At 70.0% G+C, this 19,078-nt stretch carries 14 protein-coding genes; 3 read left to right on the top strand and 11 right to left on the bottom strand.

Annotated features, from left to right (window positions below; genetic code table 11):
* Positions 1 to 3: 3 nt before the first annotated feature.
* From R2B38_RS38330 to R2B38_RS38300, 7 genes are all read right to left on the bottom strand, one after another.
* Positions 4 to 1,497, bottom strand: coding sequence for an SDR family NAD(P)-dependent oxidoreductase (locus R2B38_RS38330; protein ID WP_318020404.1), 1,494 nt, complete (start codon positions 1,495 to 1,497; stop codon positions 4 to 6).
* 105 nt (positions 1,498 to 1,602) lie between these two features.
* Positions 1,603 to 2,928, bottom strand: a complete 1,326-nt coding sequence (locus R2B38_RS38325; protein WP_318020403.1) for a wax ester/triacylglycerol synthase family O-acyltransferase — start codon at positions 2,926 to 2,928, stop codon at positions 1,603 to 1,605.
* 155 nt (positions 2,929 to 3,083) lie between these two features.
* On the bottom strand, positions 3,084 to 5,399 hold the full coding sequence (locus R2B38_RS38320; RefSeq protein ID WP_318020402.1) for a GH92 family glycosyl hydrolase: 2,316 nt from the start codon (positions 5,397 to 5,399) through the stop codon (positions 3,084 to 3,086).
* A 29-nt stretch (positions 5,400 to 5,428) separates the two neighbouring features.
* Positions 5,429 to 8,044, bottom strand: a complete 2,616-nt coding sequence (locus tag R2B38_RS38315) for a PA14 domain-containing protein (protein WP_318020401.1) — start codon at positions 8,042 to 8,044, stop codon at positions 5,429 to 5,431.
* Between the two features lie 186 nt (positions 8,045 to 8,230).
* Positions 8,231 to 9,451 carry a glucose-1-phosphate adenylyltransferase gene (glgC, locus tag R2B38_RS38310; protein ID WP_318020399.1) on the bottom strand — a complete coding sequence of 407 codons (1,221 nt, stop codon included), beginning with the start codon at positions 9,449 to 9,451 and terminating at the stop codon, positions 8,231 to 8,233.
* Positions 9,452 to 9,502: 51 nt separating this feature from the next.
* Positions 9,503 to 10,654 carry a glycogen synthase gene (glgA, locus tag R2B38_RS38305; protein ID WP_318020398.1) on the bottom strand — a complete coding sequence of 384 codons (1,152 nt, stop codon included), beginning with the start codon at positions 10,652 to 10,654 and terminating at the stop codon, positions 9,503 to 9,505.
* A 39-nt stretch (positions 10,655 to 10,693) separates the two neighbouring features.
* Complete coding sequence (locus R2B38_RS38300; protein WP_318020397.1) at positions 10,694 to 11,443, bottom strand: (2Fe-2S)-binding protein; 750 nt, start codon at positions 11,441 to 11,443, stop codon at positions 10,694 to 10,696.
* Positions 11,444 to 11,652: 209 nt separating this feature from the next.
* Between R2B38_RS38300 and R2B38_RS38295 the strand changes: the two genes are divergently transcribed.
* The gene (locus tag R2B38_RS38295) at positions 11,653 to 12,795 is read left to right on the top strand and encodes a DMT family transporter (RefSeq protein WP_318020396.1); all 1,143 of its coding nucleotides are present in this window, start codon (positions 11,653 to 11,655) and stop codon (positions 12,793 to 12,795) included.
* On the opposite strand, the gene R2B38_RS38290 is transcribed toward R2B38_RS38295, so the two are convergent.
* Entirely contained in the window at positions 12,785 to 14,011 is a 1,227-nt protein-coding gene (locus tag R2B38_RS38290) for a transglycosylase family protein (protein WP_318020395.1), read from the bottom strand. The genes R2B38_RS38295 and R2B38_RS38290 overlap by 11 nt on opposite strands.
* Positions 14,012 to 14,330: 319 nt before the next feature.
* Here R2B38_RS38290 and gndA point away from each other — a divergent pair, with 319 nt between their 5' ends.
* Entirely contained in the window at positions 14,331 to 15,770 is a 1,440-nt protein-coding gene (gndA, locus tag R2B38_RS38285) for an NADP-dependent phosphogluconate dehydrogenase (protein ID WP_318020394.1), read from the top strand.
* Positions 15,771 to 15,808: 38 nt separating this feature from the next.
* Here the strand turns inward: gndA and R2B38_RS38280 are convergent, their stop codons facing one another.
* The 3 genes from R2B38_RS38280 to panD all read right to left on the bottom strand — a co-directional run bounded on the left by R2B38_RS38280 (position 15,809) and on the right by panD (position 17,412).
* Positions 15,809 to 16,162 (bottom strand): VOC family protein, encoded by a 354-nt coding sequence (locus R2B38_RS38280; RefSeq protein ID WP_318020393.1) that lies wholly within the window; start codon positions 16,160 to 16,162, stop codon positions 15,809 to 15,811.
* 463 nt (positions 16,163 to 16,625) lie between these two features.
* Positions 16,626 to 16,970, bottom strand: a complete 345-nt coding sequence (locus tag R2B38_RS38275) for a GNAT family N-acetyltransferase (RefSeq protein ID WP_318020392.1) — start codon at positions 16,968 to 16,970, stop codon at positions 16,626 to 16,628.
* Positions 16,971 to 16,992: 22 nt separating this feature from the next.
* On the bottom strand, positions 16,993 to 17,412 hold the full coding sequence (panD, locus tag R2B38_RS38270; RefSeq protein ID WP_318020391.1) for an aspartate 1-decarboxylase: 420 nt from the start codon (positions 17,410 to 17,412) through the stop codon (positions 16,993 to 16,995).
* Between the two features lie 212 nt (positions 17,413 to 17,624).
* On the opposite strand from panD, the gene R2B38_RS38265 reads away from it, so the two are divergent.
* Complete coding sequence (locus R2B38_RS38265) at positions 17,625 to 19,076, top strand: cytosine permease (RefSeq protein WP_318020390.1); 1,452 nt, start codon at positions 17,625 to 17,627, stop codon at positions 19,074 to 19,076.
* Positions 19,077 to 19,078 lie beyond the last annotated feature (2 nt).

The raw sequence follows: 19,078 nt of genomic DNA, 5'->3' as shown, positions 1-19,078 counted from the left end.
GGGTTACCACTTACCGGGCGCGTAGTCCTTCAGGAAGACGCCGTACAGGTCCTCGCCCTGCTCGCCGCGCACAATCGGATCGTAAACCCGGGCCGCTCCGTCGACCAGGTCGAGCGGGGCGTGGAAGCCCTCCTCGGCGAGGCGGAGCTTGTCGTAGTGGGGGCGTTCGTCGGTGATCCAGCCGGTGTCGACCGAGGTCATGAGGATGCCGTCGCTCTGGAACATCTCCTGGCCGCTGGTGCGGGTCACCATGTTCATCGCGGCCTTCGCGGCGTTGGTGTTCGGGTGCCCCGCGCCCTTGTAGCCGCGGCCGAAGACGCCCTCCATCGCGGAGACGTTGACGATGTACGCGCGTCCGCTGGTCGCGGACTTCGCGGCGGCGGCCATGGCCGGGCGGAGCTTGCTGATGAGGATGAACGGGGCGGTGTAGTTGCAGAGTTGGGTCTCGAGGAGCTCCACCGGGGAGATCTGCTCGATGGTCTGCACCCACGTGTTGGTGTCGACGACGTCGGGCACCAGGCCGCCGGCGTCGATCGCGGTGCCGTCGAGGTGCCGGGCCACGCTGGCGTTGCCCGCGACCAGGGCGAGGTCGGCGACCTGCTGGGCGTCGAGGCCGCTGATGCCGACGGGCAGCGCGGCGAGGCCGTCGACCGCGCCGGAGCCGAAGGCGCCGATGACGTGGTGGGCGGGGAGTTCACCGGCGGGCAGCGGGGCGCTCTCGCCGTCGACGAGGGCGGCGTAGGCGGAGGGCAGCCGTCGTACGGTCTGGGTCGCGTTGTTGATGAGGATGTCGAGGGGGCCCGCTTCGGCGACCTGGTCGGCGAGGGCCACGGCCTGGGCCGGGTCGCGCAGGTCGATGCCGACGACGTCGAGGCGGTGAATCCAGTCCGCCGAGTCGTCCATGGCCTTGAAGCGGCGGATGGCGTCCTTCGGGAACCGCGTGGTGATCGTCGTGTGGGCGCCGTCGCGCAGCAGCCGCAGCGCGATGTACATGCCGATCTTGGCGCGGCCGCCGGTGAGCAGGGCGCGCTTGCCGGTGAGGTCGGCGTGGTCGTCGCGCTTCTCGCGGTTCAGGCGGGCGCAGTCGGGACAGAGCTGGTGGTAGAAGTAGTCGACTTCCACGTACCGGGTCTTGCAGGTGTAGCAGGAGCGCGGCCGCTGGAGTATCCCGGCGATCCGGCCCTCCTCCGTCACCGACGACGGGAGGAGGCCCTCGGTCTCGTCGTCGATGCGCTGGGCGGAGCCGGTCGCGGTGGACTCGGTGACGGCCTTGTCGTGCGCGGTCTTCGCGGCCCGGCGCTCCTGGCGGCGGCGCTGCTTGACACTGCGGTAGATGCCCGCGGTGGCGCGGCGGACGGCGATCGCGTCGGGGTGGTCGACGTCGATCTTCTCCAGCTCGTCGAGCACGCTGAGGCAGACGGCCAGCCGCTCGGGGTCGATGCCGGGCCCGTACACGACCTCGTCCGAAGTCATGGAGCCGTCCTCTGTCACCGTCATCGCGCTGCCGTTTCCTTGGGTCATCCGCGGCGGCGCTCGATCGCGCACACCGTCGAACGTGGAATTTTACGGAGCGCCGGGCCGCAGCACCAAACCCGCTCCAGGTCACGACCCGCAGGCGGTGATGAGCGTCTCCACCTCCTCGGTGAGAGCGCGGGCGAACACATCGAGATCCGGCACGGCCTCCGCGTCCGCGACCAGGCCGTAGTGGACCTGTCCGCGATACGTCGAGACGGCGACCGCGAGGGACTGGCCGCGGGCCAGCGGGGCGAACGGGAAGACGGCGGTGACGGGGTTGCCGCCGAGCTTCAGGCCGATGCCGGGCAGCGGGACGCTGGTGACGAGGATGTCGAACCAGAGCCGGGCGGCCTGCGCGGCGAAGGGGCCGCCGAGGCGGTGGCCGAGCGCGGGGACGTGGTCGGCGAGCAGGGCGACGGCGCCGGCGCCCCGGTTGGGGCCCGCGTCCTTGTTGCGGTCCATGGCGGCGCGCACGGAGTCGAGCCGGGCGAGGGGGTCCGGGTCGTCGACGGGCAGCCGTATCAGGTACCCGGAGAGCCGGTTGCCCTGTGGCTGCGCGGAGCGCGGGCGGCGTTTGGAGACGGGGATCAGAGCGCGGGGCGAGACGCCCTCGCTGCCGTCGCCGCGTTCGTCGAGCCAGCTGCGCAGGGCGCCCGCGACGACCGCGATGAGCACGTCGTTGACGGTGCCGCCGACGGTCTTGCGGATGCGGTGCACGTCGTCGAGGTCGACGACGACTCCGGCGGTACGGCGGGTGCCCGAGGGCTCTGAGGTCAGCGCTGCGGACGAGCGAACGTCCAGGGTGGAGCGCGCGACGGACGCCCCGATGTCGAGGGCCCGGCCCACGTCGGACAGGGCGCCGCGGACCAGTTCGGGCAGCTTGCGCACGTCGGGGACGCGTCCGCGCGCGGGTTCCGCGGGGCGCGGGCGGCGCTCGGGCATGTCCATCGGGTCGAGGATGGCGGCGGCGAGGGTCAGCGCCCGCAGTCCGTCGGCCAGGGCGTGGTGGAACTTGAACAGCACCGCGAACGAGACACCGTCCTCGCCGGGCAGCACATGCGCTTCCCATGGCGGCCGGCCGCGCTCCAGCGGGCGTTCCATGAGCCGCCCGGCGTCCGCCTGGAAGTCGGCGGTCGGGGCGTGCAGCCAGACGTGGTGCAGCGGGTCGAAGTCGGGATCGGCCTCGCGGGCGGCGCTCCCGAAGGACAGGGACAGCGGCTGCCACACGTCCCGGATGCGCATCCGCAGCCCGGGGACGGCGGCGGCGCGGGCGGCGAGAAGGTCGGCGGCGTGGGCTCCCGCGGTCGGCGAGTGTGCCGAGAAGACGCCGAGTGCGCCCAGGTGCATCGGGTTCCGGTCGGACTCGATGTTCCAGAACGCAAGGTCGAGAGGAGCGAGCAGGTCAGAAGTCAATTGCTTGCCTCGCGTCGACTAGGGGTGAGCCAGCAGTCAAGCGCTGACAAGCGATTACGGTCAAGTACGATCAAGCTACGCACAGTTAACAGCAGATTACATCCGACCCCGGTCCCACCCCTCTGGGAGGGGCGGGACTCTAGAGGCACACGGGATCACTTCAGTGCAGGTGGCGCCGCCTGGGGTGATGTACCCCACTCCGACGGGTGCGGGCCGACCGTGAAGTCGAGCGACCGTACGGAGCGGAGATCGCCGGTGGTCAGGTACGTCCGGTCGTACGACGCCCCGTCCGTCCGGGCGCCCTGGATGTAGCGGTCGGCCGCCGAGGTACCCGGCGCCTTGATGGTCAGGGCGCCGTGCGGGTAGTAGCGGCGGTCCAGGGTCAGGTCGACCCGGTCGAAGACAGGCGTGGACAGACCCCAGGTGTCGTAGCCGGGCTGGACCGGGAAGATCCCGATCGACGACAGGACGTTCCACGCGGACATCGTGCCGAGGTCGTCGTTACCGGTCATGCCGGTCGGGCCGTCCGTGAAGAGGGTCAGCGCGGCATGGACGACGTCGGTCGTCTTCCACGGCTGGCCGGTGGAGAGGTAGGTGTAGGGGGCGATCAGGTCGGGTTCGTTCTGCGGGTTGTACTTGTCCGCGTTGTAGTAGTCGTACGGCCCGTTGACCCACACCTCGCGGGCGGTCTTCGCCGGGTCGGCCAGCAACTGGTCGTAGGCGAAGAAGGAGTCGAGCCGGTCGTTGGCCGCCTGCCGGCCGCCGATCAGGTCGACCATGCCGGGCAGGTCCTGCGGCACCAGCCACTGGTACTGCCACGACGTGCCCTCGTGGAAGCCCTCGCTCTGTGCCGGGTCGGCCGGGCCGACGAAGGCGCCGGAGGCGTCACGGGCGCGGAAGAAGCCGGTCGAGGGGTCGAAGATGTTCCGGTAGCTCTGGGCACGGGCCGCATAGTGCGCGGCGTCGGCACCGTGCCCGAGGTCGCGGGCCATCTGCGCGAGCATCGCGTCCGACAGGGCGTACTCCAGGGTGGCCGAGGCCCCGTGGTCGTAGTCCGAGTCACCGGGCTTCGCGTGCGGGCGGTCCTTGATGTACGGCGCGAACCGATTGGCGAGGTACTCCGCGTTGGCCTCCCTGCCCACCGCTGCCGAGTCTGCGGGCGGCACCCCGTCGGCGTTCTGCTTCAACGCCCGGTAGGCGCGCTCCTCGTAGCCCTTGAGCAAGCCCTGCTGATAGGCATTGGTCAGGAACGGGGTGACCGGGTCGCCGGTCATGATGTTCGTCTCGACCGTGCCGTAACCCCACTTGGGCAGCCAGCCGCTCTCCTCGTCGATCTTGATGACGGAGATCGCCATGTCCCGGGCCTCGCGGGGTGCGAGCAGGGCGAGGAGCTGGGACTGGGTGCGGTAGGTGTCCCACAGGGACCAGTTCTGGTAGTACGTGAAGTCCCTTGCCCGGTGGACCTGTTGGTCCCAGCCGGTGTAGCGGCCGTCGGCGTCGCTGCCGATGTTGGGCGCCAGGAAGGACCGGTACAGGGACGAGTAGAAGGTCCGGCGCAGGCTGTCGGACCCGCCCTGCGCGCGCACGTCGTCCAGCCGGTCCTCCCAGGCCCGCTGGGCGCGATGGCGTACCGCGTCGAACGAACTCCCGCCCTCCGCACGGAGGTTGACGGCCGCGCCGCGCGCGTCGACGTAGGACAGGGCCGTGGTCGCCTCGACCGTACGGTCCTTGCTCGTGTCGAAGCGGACGTACGCGCCGCCGCTCCCGGTCCTCGAACCGGCGGTCACCGTTGGACCGTTCCAGGTGCCGTACGCGGTGAAGGGCCGGTCGAAGCGGGTGACCGTGTAGACGGTGTACGGCTTGGTGTCCTGGCAGAAGCCGCGGCCGGTGATGGAGGTGCGCACGGTGCGGTTGTCGAGGACCTCCACCTTCGAGGTGACCCCGGAGTGGAGCGACTGGGCCGCGTTCAGCAGGACGTTGGCCTTGTCGGTGGCCGGGAAGGTGTAGCGCTGGACGCCGGTGCGCGCGGTCGCCGTCAGTTCGGCCTCGATGCCTGTCTTCAGGCCGACTTGGTAGTAGCCGGGGCTCGCGTGCTCGTCGTCGTGGCTGAACTCGGCCGCGTACTGGGCGTAGTCCGTCCGCGTCACGTCACCGGTCGTCGGCAGTACGGGCAGGTCCCCGCCCAGGCCGCAGCCGACGCCGGAGAGGTGCACGAGGGAGAAACCGCGGATGTGGTTCTGGGAGTAGTCGTACCCGGTGTTGTGGCCGGTGTCCGGCGAGAACTGCACCATGCCGAAGGGCACGGCGGCGCCGGGATAGGTGTTCCCGTCGTTCTCGGTACCGATGAACGGGTTGACCAGATCGGTGAGTTGACCATGGGCAGAGGCTTCGGCCGTGCCGGGGACGGCGAACAGCGCGGACGCTGCCACCGCCCCCGCCACACACAGGCGCAGGCGCCGGGTCCATCTCATGCGGGTGGGCCTCCAGTTGGCGAAAGGGGTCAGGCGGTGGGGCAGTTCGCGGGCGTCGCCTGCGAGGCGTCACGGATCAGGGCCTGCTGCGCGGCCTTCACCCGTTGCGCGTCGGGCTTGAGCACGCGCCGGTCGTACGTCATGAGCCCGTTCAACTCGCCCTCCACGTCCGAGATCTGGGTGTAGACCGCGCCGTTGCTCCCCTGACAGGTCAGGGCGTGCACCTCGGCGAGCTTGGCGAGGTAGTCGTCGGTGTAGGCCGCTGGGTCGACATCCACGTACGACTGCTGCACCGACCAGGCGTGTCCCGGCACCGCGAGCCCGAGACCGCCGTACTCCCCACTGACCAGGGCGCGTTGACCGTCCGGATGGGGTGGCAGGGCGGGGCTGGGATAGCCGTGTTCGTCGATGATGTCGCCGGTGCCGCCGTCGACGCCGAGGTTGATGCCGGACATGCTGTTGACGAGCCGGGTCGGGTCCCAGGCCTTCGCCTGGTCGGCGATGCGGGCCTCGTCGTACTGGCCCCAACCCTCGTTGAACGTCACCCACATGACGACCGACGGGCTGCTGATGTGCTCGTCGATCATCTGCTTCATCTCGCGCTCGTACTCGGCGCGGGCGGCGGTCGACGGGTTCACCCCGGCGGTCATCGCGGGCATGTCCTGCCACACCATGAGGCCGAGCTTGTCGGCCCAGTAGAACCAGCGGTCGGGCTCGACCTTGATGTGCTTGCGCACCGCGTTGAACCCCAACTCCTTGTGCACCTTGAGGTCATGGGCTAGCGCCTCGTCGGTCGGGGCCGTGTACAGGCCGTCCGGCCAGAAGCCCTGGTCGAGCGTGGCCATCATGAAGATGGGCTTGCCGTTGAGGACCGTGCGCGGGACGCCGTCGACCTTCTCGACGGCGATCGAGCGCATCCCGAAGTAGCTGCCGACGTGGTCCTTGCCGACGGTGACCTTCAGGTCGTAGAGGAACGGGTCGTCCGGTGACCAGAGATGGGGGTTCTTGACGGTCAGGGTGAGCGGGCTGCCGGTGCGGCCGTGCACGGTGGCGACCTGCCGCTTACCGTCGTACGCCGTCGCCGTGATCGGTACGCCGTCCCGAACTCCCTTTGCCTCGAAGGTGAGTTGGCTCTTGCTCACGTCGGGGGTGAGTTTGAGGGAGTCGACGTGGTCGGGGGCCACCGGCTCCATCCACACCGTCTGCCAGATGCCCGAGGTCGGGGTGTACCAGATGCCGCTCGGGTCAAGGCGCTGCTTGCCGATGGGCGGGTTCTCGCCGTTCGCCACGTCGGTGGGGTCGTAGACACCGACGATCAGCTCTTGCGTACGGCCGGGCTTCAGCGCGTCGGTGACATCAGCGCTGAACTTGTCGTAGCCGCCCTGGTGTTCGGTGACCTTCGTGCCGTTGACGTAGACCTCGGCGCGCCAGTCGACGGCGCCGAAGTTGAGCATCAGGCGCTTGCCCGAGCCGATCTTCCAGTCGGCGGGGACGGTGAAGGTGCGGCGGTACCACATGCGGTCCTCGTGGCGTTCGAGGCCGGAGAGCTGGGACTCCACCGGGTACGGGACGAGGATGCGCTCGGCGAGGTTCTTGCCGACCGGCGGCTGCTCCCCCGCCGTGGCCGCGGCGAACTGCCAACTCCCGTTCAGGTTGCGCCAGTCGGTGCGGGTCAGCTGCGGACGCGGGTACTCGGGGAGGGCGTTGTGCGGGCCCACCTGGTCGGCCCACTGAGTGCGCAGTTCGTAGGTGGAGCGGTTCGGGCCGGTGCTCCAGAAGCCGTTGATAACGTTGCCATCGGCCGAGGCTAGGCCGGCTTCACCGTCGTAGCGGATGTCCGCCGTACCGGATGCGGTGCCCGTCTTGTTGCCTACGACGGGTTGCGTGAGCGGGATGAGCAGGGTCCGCGAGTTGGACCGGTCCAACCTGGCGGCCCCCAGGGGCCACTTGGCGCCGCCGATCACCGCTTCGAGGTGGTCGGTCAGGTCGGCCGGGGGCGCGGCGAGGGGCTGGGCGAAGTCGAGTTTCAGGGTGCGGCCGGTGCTGGTGACGGTGGCGGCGAGGGCGCCGTCGTAGTCGTAGCCGTCGGGGAGGCGGAAGGCCGACTGCGGGATGGCGACCTTGGTACCGCCGGGCTCGGTCCAGCGGACGTGGAGGTTGGAGCCGCCGTAGTGCTCGAAGTACTCGACCTTGATGTCGTAGGCCGTGCCGGCGGTCAACTCGACGGGAGCGGAGGTCTGTTCGGTGTCCCAGTCGTCGACCCAGTGGTCGATGACGAGCTGTCCGCCGATCCAGAGGCGGAAGCCGTTGTCACCGATGATCGAGAAGGTGTGGGGGCCGGACTTCGCCGGGACGAGTTTGCCGGTCCAGCGGATGCTCACGTCGTCGGACTGGCCGGTGGTGAAGGCGAGTCGGGGTTCGAGGTTGTCGAAGTCGAGGTTCGGGTCGACGCCGGTGGCCTTGAGGTCGGCGAAGTCGAAGGCGCCGGGGGCGGACTGGGTGTAGTACTCGCCCTTCAGGCCGTGGATCTTGACGGGGTCGTCGGCGGCGGTGGCGCTCGCGGTGGGGACGGCGGCCAGCCCGGCGATACCGAGGGCCAGGGCGAGCAGGAGCGCGAGTCGGTCTCTGAGTCGTCTGATGCGCACGGAACCTCCATAACAACGTTGTCATAGGCGGCAGTTGGCATGACAACACGGAATCCGGATTCCGTCCAGGGACATGACAAGCACGGGTGTGGCGGGAACGGGACGGGAGCACGGCAGGCGTCCGGACAGCGCGCGGCCCCGGTGCGGCTGAAAAGCACCGGGGCCGTGCATCGCCAAGACGAGGCGTTACGTGACCAGTTGGCCCTTCCCGAGTGCGATGACGCCGCCCTTGGAGACCGTGTACAGGTCGGCGTCCCGCTCCGGGTTGACGCCGATCGTCGCGCCCGGCGGTACCTCGACGTTCTTGTCCAGGACGGCGCCCCGGACCACCGCGCCCCGGCCGATGTGGACGTTGTCGTGCAGGATCGAACCCTGGACGACGGCTCCGGGGTCGACCACCACGCCCGGGGAGAGGACGGACCGCGTGACCTGGCCGCGGATCAGGCAGCCGGAGCTGATGATCGACTCGCTGGCCATGCCGCCGGCGTTGAAGCGGGCCGGGGAGAGCTGGCCGGAGTGGGTGTAGATGGGCCAGTTGCGGTTGTAGAGGTTGAAGGCGGGGCGCTCCGCGATGAGGTCCATGTGGGCGTCGTAGTAGGCGTCCAAGGTGCCGACGTCCCGCCAGTAGCCCTGGTCGCGGGTGGTCTCGCCGGGGACGTGGTTGGCGCTGAAGTCGTACAGCGCGGCCTCGCCCCGGTCGGTGAGCGCGGGGAGGATCGAACCGCCCATGTCGTGCACGGAGTCGAGGTCCTCCGCGTCGCGCTGGAGGGCCTCTATCAGCGCCTTGGTGGTGAAGATGTAGTTGCCCATCGAGGCGTAGACGCACTCCGGGTCGTCCACCAGACCGGGCGGGTCGGCGGGCTTCTCCAGGAAGTTCTCCACCGTCTGGCCGTCCGAGCCCGGCGTGATCACGCCGAACTGCGAGGACTCCGCGCGCGGCACGCGGATACCGGCCACGGTGACGCCCGCGCCGCTCTCGATGTGCTGGGCGAGCATCTGGCGCGGGTCCATGCGGTACACGTGGTCGGCGCCGAAGACCGCGACGTACTCGGGGCGTTCGTCGTAGATCAGGTTCAGCGACTGGAGGATCGCGTCCGCGCTGCCGAGGTACCAGCGCGGGCCGAGGCGCTGCTGGGCCGGGACGGGTGTGACGTAGTTGCCGAGCAGGCTGGACATGCGCCAGGTGGTGGTGATGTGGCGGTCCAGCGAATGCGATTTGTACTGCGTGAGCACACAGATGCGGAGGATGTCCGCGTTGACGAGATTGGACAGCACGAAGTCCACGAGGCGGTACGTTCCGCCGAAGGTGACCGCGGGTTTGGCCCGGTCGGCGGTCAGGGGCATCAGCCGCTTGCCCTCACCGCCCGCCAGTACGATCCCGAGCACCGAAGGTCCGCCACGACGCATGGCCGCTCCCCTCACCCTGGTTGACCCCAGCCTGCCCCTGAGCAGCGCACACTAAGCCTGTTTGGCGATCTCCCCGTAGAGCCGCGCGGTGCGCAGCGCCACGGCGTCCCAGCCGAACTCGCCGACCGCCCGCTCCCGCCCGGCCTCGCCCATCCGTTTCGCAGTCTCCGGGTCGGCGAGCACGGAGTCGAGGGCCCGCGCCAGGTTCGCCTCGAAGTCGTCGTCGACGGACACCAGCAGCCCCGTCTCCCCGTCCGCCACCACCTCGGGGATGCCCCCGACACGGGAGGCGACCACGGCCGTACCGCAGGCCATCGCCTCCAGGTTCACGATCCCGAGGGGCTCGTACACCGAGGGACAGGCGAACACGGTGGCGTGGGTGAGGAGCTGGATCACTTCCGGGCGCGGCAGCATCTGCGGGATCCAGTGCACGCCCGCGCGGACACTGCTCAGCTCCTGGAAGAGCTCGCGGAATTCGCGGTCGATCTCCGGGGTGTCGGGTGCGCCCGCGCACAGGACGACCTGCGCGGCCGGGTCGATGTCCCTTACGGCGCGCAGCAGATGGGGCACGCCCTTCTGGCGGGTGATCCGGCCGACGAACAGCACGTAGGGGCGGCCAGGATCGATGCCGAGCCGGGTGAGGACGTCGGTGCCGTGGTCGGGCTGGTAGAGCGCGGTGTCGATGCCGTTGTGGACGACCTGCACCTTCGCCGGGTCCAGCGACGGGTAGCAGGTCAGGATGTCCTCGCGCATGGCTCCCGACACGGCGATGACACCGTCCGCGGCCTCGATCGCGGTGCGCTCGGCCCAGCTGGAGAGGGCGTATCCGCCGCCGAGCTGCTCGGCCTTCCAGGGGCGCAGCGGCTCCAGCGAGTGCGCGGTCATCACGTGCGGGATGCCGTACAGGAGCTTGGCGAAGTGGCCGGCGAGGTTGGCGTACCAGGTGTGCGAGTGGACGAGTTCGCGGCCTTCGAGGGCGGCGGCCATGGAGAGGTCCACGGAGAAGGTGCGCAGGGCGTCGTTGGCGCCGTCGAGGGTGGGCCAGGAGCGGTGGCGTACGACGCCCTCGGTGCGGCCCTCGCCCCAGCAGTGCACGTCGAGGTCGACCAGGGGCCTCAACTCCCGGGCGAGGAACTCCACATGGACGCCCGCGCCGCCGTACACATCCGGCGGGTACTCCCGGGTCAGCAGTCCCACTCGCACCCGAAACCCCTTGTTCTCGGCGGCAGATTGCCCTCATGGTCACCCAGAAGCCGCGTTCGGGGAAGAGCCCGGCGGTCGCGTGAAGCAGCAGTCGCCGCACACCCCACCACCGGGGACCCGATAGTAGAGGCAGCAACTGCGACGCCGGAAGGATGTGCCGGTAAACGTTCCGGTTCCGGCGAGGAGCGGGTGGGCGAAGAGTTCCCCGGTCAGGGCACGCGCGCGTGCGGCCACTTCCGTACGTCCACGCGCGCGTGCCCAGCGGTCCAGCTCCCGGGCGGCGCCCGCGAGCGCGGAGGCCGCGTTGCCCCACAGGAGGCCGGTGGCCGTGCGGTGGCGGGCGACCAGGGCGGCGTTCAGGGGTTCCAGGTGGCCGTGGAGCACGGTCTCGGCGAGGGCGTCGGCCGGCAGCGGGCGCACCTCGGCCAGCCACAGGTCGTCCGGGGCGCTGCTCTCCGCGTCCCAGTGCAGCAGCCCCGGGTCGAGGTCGGGAATGCGGCCGTACAGGGCCGCGCAGCCGAGGGCGACCGACCAGAGCCGGGCCGCGAGCGCCTGTTGGGCGATCGACGCGGCGATGCGCAGCTCAGGGGCCTGGAGACGGTCCGCGACGACCTGGACACGAAAAGTCAGGGAATTTCCGTAAACCTCCGACGCCGGGTTTTCGTAGGTCCGCGCGAGCGTCGGCAGCGGGCCGTGCGGGGCTGCGCCCGTGCGTAGTACGAAGAAGCCGCCGAGGGGGCGGAGCGCGGCGAGTTCGGGGTCGAGGTCCACGAACAGCAGTAGTACCAAGGCTCTTAGGGGTTTCCCCCAGGGGGTGTCGTCCGGTGTCACCCACCTTGGGGAGGACAAGGCGCCTTTCGTACTCCATCGGCAGTACTACCCAATCGGTGCTCAGGTACGACGACGGGAAGAACATCAAGCGGCATCGTGTTCTGTATGAAAGCCGACCGTTCGCCGCGTGGTGCCAGAGGCGCCCGCCTGACGCAGAGGAGCTGCCGATGAGCGCCCTCGCGTTGTCCATCCTGCTGTCGCTCGTCTCCGCCGTGGCCTACGCCGGCGGGGCGATCGTGCAGGAGCGCGTCGCGGTGTCCTCCCCCGACCAGGAGTACGCGCCGCTGCGCCGCCCCAGCTGGTGGGCGGCGGTCGGACTGAACGGCACCGGCGGCCTGCTGCACGTGGTGGCGCTGGCCTACGGCCCGCTGAGCCTGGTGCAGCCGCTCGGCGCGCTGACGATCGTGTTCGCGCTGCCGATGGCGGCCCTGTTCGTCGGCCGCAAGGCCGGCTCCACCGCCTGGCGCGGCGCCATCATGGCGACGATCGGTCTCGCGGGTCTGCTGTCCCTCGTCGGCACCTCCGAAGGTCAGTCGCTGAGCACCGCCCAGCGGGTGTCCGTCGCCGTGTTCACCGGCGCGGTGGTCGTGACCCTGATGATCGCGGGCCGCGCGGCACACCGGCACCCGGCGGTGCGCAGCGTGCTGCTGGCGACCGCGTCCGGCATAGCCTTCGGCATGTCCTCGGTGTTCACCAAGACGGTGACGGTGGACTGGGACAACGGCGCGGTCTCCGCGACCGACATCCCCTTCCTCGGCGTGATCGCGGTGTTCGCGGTCGCCGGTCTGATGCTCTCGCAGGCGTCCTACCGGGGCGCGGGCCTCGCGGCTCCGCTGGCGGTGCTGACGGTCGTGAACCCGGTGGTGGCGGCCGCGGTCGGCATCACGATGTTCGGTGAGACCTTCCGCTACGGCACGACGGGCACCCTCCTCGCCCTGTCCGCCGGAGTGGTCGCGGCGGGCGGCCTGATCCTGCTGACCACGGAGCGCCTGGAGAAGACCGCACCGGCCGACGCCGGCACGGCTCCTGTGGCTCCCTCGCCCGTCGAGGAGTTGCTGGACGCCCTCCCTGGACAGCCCGTCGGCGTGAGCGCGAACGTCGACGTGCCGGCCGCGGACATCACGGCCGGCACACCGGGCGACGGGATCCTCGTTCCGGCCCAGGCGGCGATTCCGGCCGGCGAGGGTTACGAGACCCTGGAGCCGACCGGACCCGCTGAACCGCCCAGCTACTTCGGTCCGTTCCACGCCGGGCTGTACGTGATGATGCCGGTGGCGGCGAACCGGCACCGCATGCGCGTCAAATCCTGACGCCGCCGGCCCGCAGATAGGCGAGCGGGTCGATGTCGGTACCGAAGCCGGGCCCCGTCCGCACCTCGAAGTGCAGATGCGGGCCCGTGGTGTTTCCGGTGGACCCGGAGCGGCCGATGCGCTGCCCCTCGCCCACCGACTGACCGTCCCGCACGGAGATCGCGGACAGGTGCGCGTACTGCGAGTACCGCCCGTCGGCGTGCCGGATCACCACCTGGTAGCCGTACGACCCCGCCCACCCCGCGCTGACGACCGTCCCCTTCTCGATGGCCTTCACCGAGGTGCCGGTGGGGACCAGGAAGTCGACGCCGGTGTGGTAGCCCTTCGACCAGGAGGAGCCCGTCGCGTGGTACGCGGTGCCTATGGGGGCGTTCACCGGGGCGACGAGCGAGTGACTCGTCGTCTTCTTGTGGGTGACCTTCTCGGCGGTGTCCGAAGAGGTCTTCTTCTTCGGGGACTTGGTGGCCGACGACTTGGTGGCCGGTTTCGTCGTCGTGTGGGCCGCGGGGGCCGCCTTGCCGTGCAGGCTGAGCCGCTGGCCCGGCAGGATCAGGTCGGGATCGTCCCCCACGGTGGTGCGGTTCGCGGCGTAGAGCCCGTGCCAGCCGCCGTCCACGCGCTCGGTGTCGGCGATCCCGGAGAGGGTGTCGCCGCGCACGACCGTGTACATCTCGGCGGTGCCCGCGCGGGACTGCGGTGTGGTCTGCGGCTGGACGTCCTTCACGGACCGCTTCACCACGGTCTGCGTCGTGGCGTCCTTGGCCTTGGCCTTGTGCGCCGAGGTGCTCTCGGTCTTCGTGCCGCCGACGTGGATGTCGGGGGTGCCGCCGCCCCGGGTGAGTCCGGCGCGCACCGAGCACACCGGCCAGGCGCCGGGACCCTGGCCCTTGAGCACCTTCTCCGCGATGGCGATCTGCTGGTCACGGGTGGCCAGGTCCGCGCGGTGCGCGTACGCCGTGCCGCCGTAGGCCTCCCAGGTGGACTGGGTGAACTGCAGCCCGCCGTAGTACCCGTTACCGGTGTTGATGCTCCAGTCGCCGCTGGACTCACAGGCGGCGACCTTGTTCCAGGTGCTCACATCGGCCGCCTGGGCGGTGCCCGCGCCGACGGTCGCGAGCGGGATCGCGATGCCCGCGCCGCCCGCCGTGACCGTGAGCAGCGAGGCCCGGTTGATCCTGCTCGGCTGATACCGGCGGTGCCGGCCGCGTACGGCCATGGGGAATCCCCCTCCACATGCGTCAGGAGGGCCAAAAATATGCGCCCCGAACAGGCCATGACAAGGCGGCAACCGGCCTCCCTGTGGCTCAAGTGACCGGTATTCCACGCCTGTTGGGAAACGGGTGGGGCTGGTGGGGTTGGACGTGCGTTTCCGCGGAAGGAGCCCGGGAGGAACACCGACCGAAGGCGGACAACTCCGTACGGCCAGCACGTGCGGTCGGGGTACCGGCGGGCCAGGATGGTCAGTGGGGCAATACTGGCGAGCACGACCGGTACCACCGATGTCAGGACCTTCCTGATCTTTAGGAGCCAACCGAATGAGCACTTCAGCGCAGATCGGCGTCACGGGTCTCGCGGTCATGGGCCGCAACCTCGCCCGCAACTTCGCGCGCAACGGCTATACGGTCGCCGTGCACAACCGGACCGCGTCGCGCACACGCGACCTGGTGGCGGAGTTCGGCGGCGAGGGCGACTTCATCGCGGCGGAGACCGCCAAGGACTTCGTGGCGGCGCTGGAGCGGCCGCGCCGCCTGGTCGTCATGGTGAAGGCCGGTGACCCGACGGACGCGGTGATCGAGGAGTTCGCCCCTCTCCTGGAGCCCGGCGACATGATCATCGACGGTGGCAACGCGCACTTCGAGGACACCCGGCGCCGTGAGAAGGCGCTGCGCGAACAGGGCATCCACTTCGTCGGCATGGGTGTCTCCGGCGGCGAGGAGGGCGCGCTGCACGGGCCGAGCATCATGCCGGGTGGCCCGAAGGAGTCGTACGACTCGCTCGGTCCGATGCTGGAGAAGATCTCCGCGAAGGCGAAGGACGGGGCGCCCTGTGTGACCCATGTGGGTCCCGACGGCGCCGGGCACTTCGTGAAGATGGTGCACAACGGCATCGAGTACGCCGACATGCAGCTGATCGGCGAGGCGTACCAGCTGCTGCGCGATGTCGCCGGGTACTCCCCCGCGCAGATCGCGGACATCTTCCGCACCTGGAACACAGGCCGGCTGGACTCCTACCTGATCGAGATCACCGCCGAGGTGCTGTCCCACGTGGACGCGGCCACCGGCAAGCCGTTCGTGGACGTGGTCGTCGACCAGGCGGAGCAGAAGGGCACCGGCCGCTGGACGGTCCAGATCGCCCTCGACCTCGGCGTCCCGGTCTCGGGTATCGCCGAGGCGGTCTTCGCCCGCTCCCTCTCCGGCCACGCGGCACTGCGCGAGGCCTCGCGGGGTCTGGCCGGCCCCACGGCGACCCCGCTGAGCGAGTCCGAGGCGGGGGCCTTCGCGGACCGGGTCGAGCAGGCGCTGTACGCGTCGAAGATCGTGTCGTACACGCAGGGCTTCCACGAGATCGCGGCGGGCAGCGAGGAGTACGACTGGAACGTCGACCTCGGTGCCATCTCCTCGATCTGGCGCGGCGGTTGCATCATCCGCGCGGCCTTCCTCGACCGCATCCGCGCCGCGTACGACGCCCGCGCGGACCTGCCGAGCCTGCTGTCCGACGAGACGTTCGCGCAGGAGATCGCGGGGGCGCAGGACGACTGGCGCGACGTCGTCGTCGCGGCCACCCAGCAGGGCGTCCCGACGCCCGGATTCTCCGCGGCCCTCGCGTACTACGACGCACTGCGCGCCGAGCGGCTGCCCGCGGCGCTCACGCAGGGGCAGCGGGACTTCTTCGGGGCGCACACGTACCGCCGGGTGGACCGGGACGGCTCCTTCCACACCCTCTGGGGCGGTGACCGCTCGGAGGTCTCCGGCTGACCTCCCCCGCTGTGCCGGGCCCGCCTGCCGCTGAACGGTCAGGCGGGCTGCCACAGTTCGACGCGGTTGCCCTCGGGATCGGTGACCCAGCCGAAGCGGCCGACGCCCTCCATGTCCTGCGTCTCCTCCGCCACGTCCGCGCCCTTGGCGCGCAGCTGCGCGAGCATCGCGTCGAGGTCGCGGACGCGGAAGTTGAGCATGGTCTGCTGGGTCCGGGACCCGAAGTAGTCGGTCCCGGACTCGAACGCCGCGAACACCGTCGGCCCGGCCTCCTGCCCCCACAGACCGTGCTCGTCGGCGTCCAGTCCGAGGCAGTCCCGGTACCAGGCGCTCAGGGCCTCGGGGTCGCCGGCCCGCAGGAAGTATCCGCCGATTCCAAGCACACGTTCCATGGGGGCATCCTGCCAGGGGCGGGAGCGGGCCGCGTGGCGAGTGACGGTGCGGGGGTACGGCCGAGCCGGGCAGCCCGAGAGTGGGGCTGCCCGGCTCGTCGTGTCCTGTGTGGCCGGTGCGGCGGGTCAGGTGAGAGGTGGACCCGGCTCCGGGGCCGGAACCGGTTCCGGGCCGGGACCCGGCGGGATCGGGGACGGGTCCGGGGCGGGCGGGGGACCCGGCGGGGGCGTGGGAAGCGGGACCGGGGGCTCCGGGTCAGGGACCGGCGTGGGGCCGGGGCCCGGTACGGGGGTCGGGCTCGGTGGTACCGGGTCGGGGTACGGCTGCGTCATCGTGTCCTCCAGCCAGTGGCTTTGTCGGCTCTGGACTACTCCCCCGCGTACCCCACACCCGCCCCGCCACTCACCCGAGTGGACTCACCCGGGCCCCACCCGCATGCCCCCACCCGCGAGCCGTACCGGCCTAGAACCGCCCGGGATGCGCCCGAAGCCACTCCATCGCCGCCCGCTGCAACGTCGGGTCCGCGGCCGGCGCTTCGTCAGGATGCCGTTCCGCCCACTTGACGACGTACGGGCACAGCGGGGCGACGACGATGCCCTCGCGGGCCGCGATGCCGTACAGCTCGCGGGCCAGGGAACCCGCGATGCCCTTTCCCTCGTGGGCCGGTTCCACGAGGGTGTGGACCGGGACGAGGGCGCGCGCGGGGGACTCGAGGACGAAGTACTCGATGTGGCCTACGACTTCACCGCCGGCGATCGCCTCCAGGCGGCCCGCCGCCCGGTCGTCGCGGATCTCGATCTCGCTCATGGGCATCCTCCTGGTGCGATGGTCAGGCCGTGACGGCCTGCGGGCCGCGCGTCTGCTCCGAACCCGGCACCGGCTCGGAAGGATCGGCGCCCAGGCCCACGATCCGGTTGGCGGAGTCAACGTGCACGACCCGGGGCTGAAGCGCCCGCGCCTCGGCGTCGGACACCTGAGCGTAACTGATGATGATCACCAGGTCCCCGGGATGCACGAGATGGGCGGCGGCCCCGTTGATCCCGATGACACCGGAGCCTCGTTCGCCCTCGATGACGTACGTCTCCAGGCGGGCGCCGTTGGTGATGTCGACGATGTGGACCAGCTCACCGGGCAGCAGATCGGCGGCGTCCAGCAGCTCGCCGTCGATGGTGACGGAGCCGACGTAGTGCAGGTCGGCCTGGGTGACGGTGGCTCGGTGGATCTTGGACTTGAACAGGGTACGCAGCATGGAGGAACTCCCGAGGCTAGGCTCCCTGCCTGCGTTTATGCAGGTCAAGGGCTGTTCGCCTACTTTACAGCGAGAGGCGCGCGCCATCACCGTGCCGAGCGTCACGTATGGGCCAGGTAAAGAGAGTGGTTCACAGATTCAGTTGCGGTTGCCAGGACCCGGGCGGGGGATGAATGTGGCCACACAGGCCTGATCGGCACCCTGGAGGCACCGTGACCACCGCATCAGAGCCCCGGGTGTCGGGGCTGGAGATACGTTCCATCGACTATGTCCCGCTGAACGAGCGCCACGGCAAGCTGTGGCATCTGGGCCCCCTGTGGTTCATGTCGAACGCGCAGATCGCCACCCTCGCCGTCGGCCTGATCAGCATCACCGAGGGCGGCAACCTCATCTGGTCGCTCATCGCGATCGTCGCGGGCACCCTGCTCGGCACCTTCTTCATGGCGTTCCACTCGGCCCAGGGCCCGCAGCTGGGACTGCCGCAGATGATCCAGTCGCGGCCCCAATTCGGTTACGTGGGCGCCCTGTTGGTGTGGCTGTTCGCGTACGTCCAGTACGCGGGCTTCAATGTCTTCAACACGATCCTCGCCGGTGAGGCCCTGCACACCACCGTGCACGGCGGCACCAAGATGTGGGTGGCCGTGGTCACCGTGGTCGGCTTCGTGATCGCACTGGTGGGCTACGACGTCATCCACAAGGCGGAGCAGTTCCTGACGTACACCTTCCTGGTGGTCTTCGGGATCTTCACCGTGGGCGTGCTGGCGACCCTGCACTACCCGGCCGGTTCCTTCGACCTCGGCGGCTTCTCCTGGACGCCGTTCCTCGCGCAGTTCGGTGTGGTCGCGGGCTACCAGATCAGCTGGGCGATCTACGTCTCGGACTACTCGCGCTACCTCCCGCCGGACGTGACCGTCCGCAAGACCTTCTACTGGACCTACTTCGGCTCGGCGCTCGGCGGCGTCTGGCTGATGACCCTCGGCGCGCTGCTCGCCGCCTGGGCGGGCAAGGACTTCGACACGATCCGCTCGATCAACGCGGCGGGCGACAAGGTGTTCAGCGGCTTCGGCGCGATCGTCCTCCTCTTCGCCACCCTGGGCCTGGTCTCGGTGACCGCGCTGAACATGTATGGCGGCTCGCTCACCCTGATCAGCGCGATCGACTCGTTCAAGAAGGTCCAACCGACCGTGTCCGTAAGGGCGTTGACGATCGGCCTGACCGCCGCGCTCTCCCTGGTCGGCGCGATGGCCGCGACCGCGAACTTCCTCACGAACTTCAACAACTTCCTGCTGCTGGTGCTCTACCTGTTCATCCCGTGGACCGCGGTCAACCTGATGGACTACTACGTGGTGCGCCGCGGCCACTACGCGATCGCCGAGATCTTCAACCCCCATGGCATCTACGGCCGTTGGGGCTGGCACGGGATCATCTCCTACCTGGTGGGCTTCGGCGTCATGGTGCCGTTCTTCTCCGTCGGCACCCTCTACGTCGGCCCGATCGCGCACGCCATGGACGGCGCCGACCTCTCCCTGTTCGTCGGGCTGCCGGTCGCCGGGTTGCTGTACTGGTGGCTGAGCCGCTCGATCGACGTGGAGGCCGAGATCCGCGTGGCCGAGGCGGAGGCGGTCGACTTGGAGAAGGCGGCGCACGAACACCGGGAGCCCTGAAG

This window comes from Streptomyces sp. N50 (assembly GCF_033335955.1).
In the GTDB taxonomy this organism is placed as follows: domain Bacteria; phylum Actinomycetota; class Actinomycetes; order Streptomycetales; family Streptomycetaceae; genus Streptomyces.
This window is presented reverse-complemented; position numbering and strand designations above follow the sequence as displayed.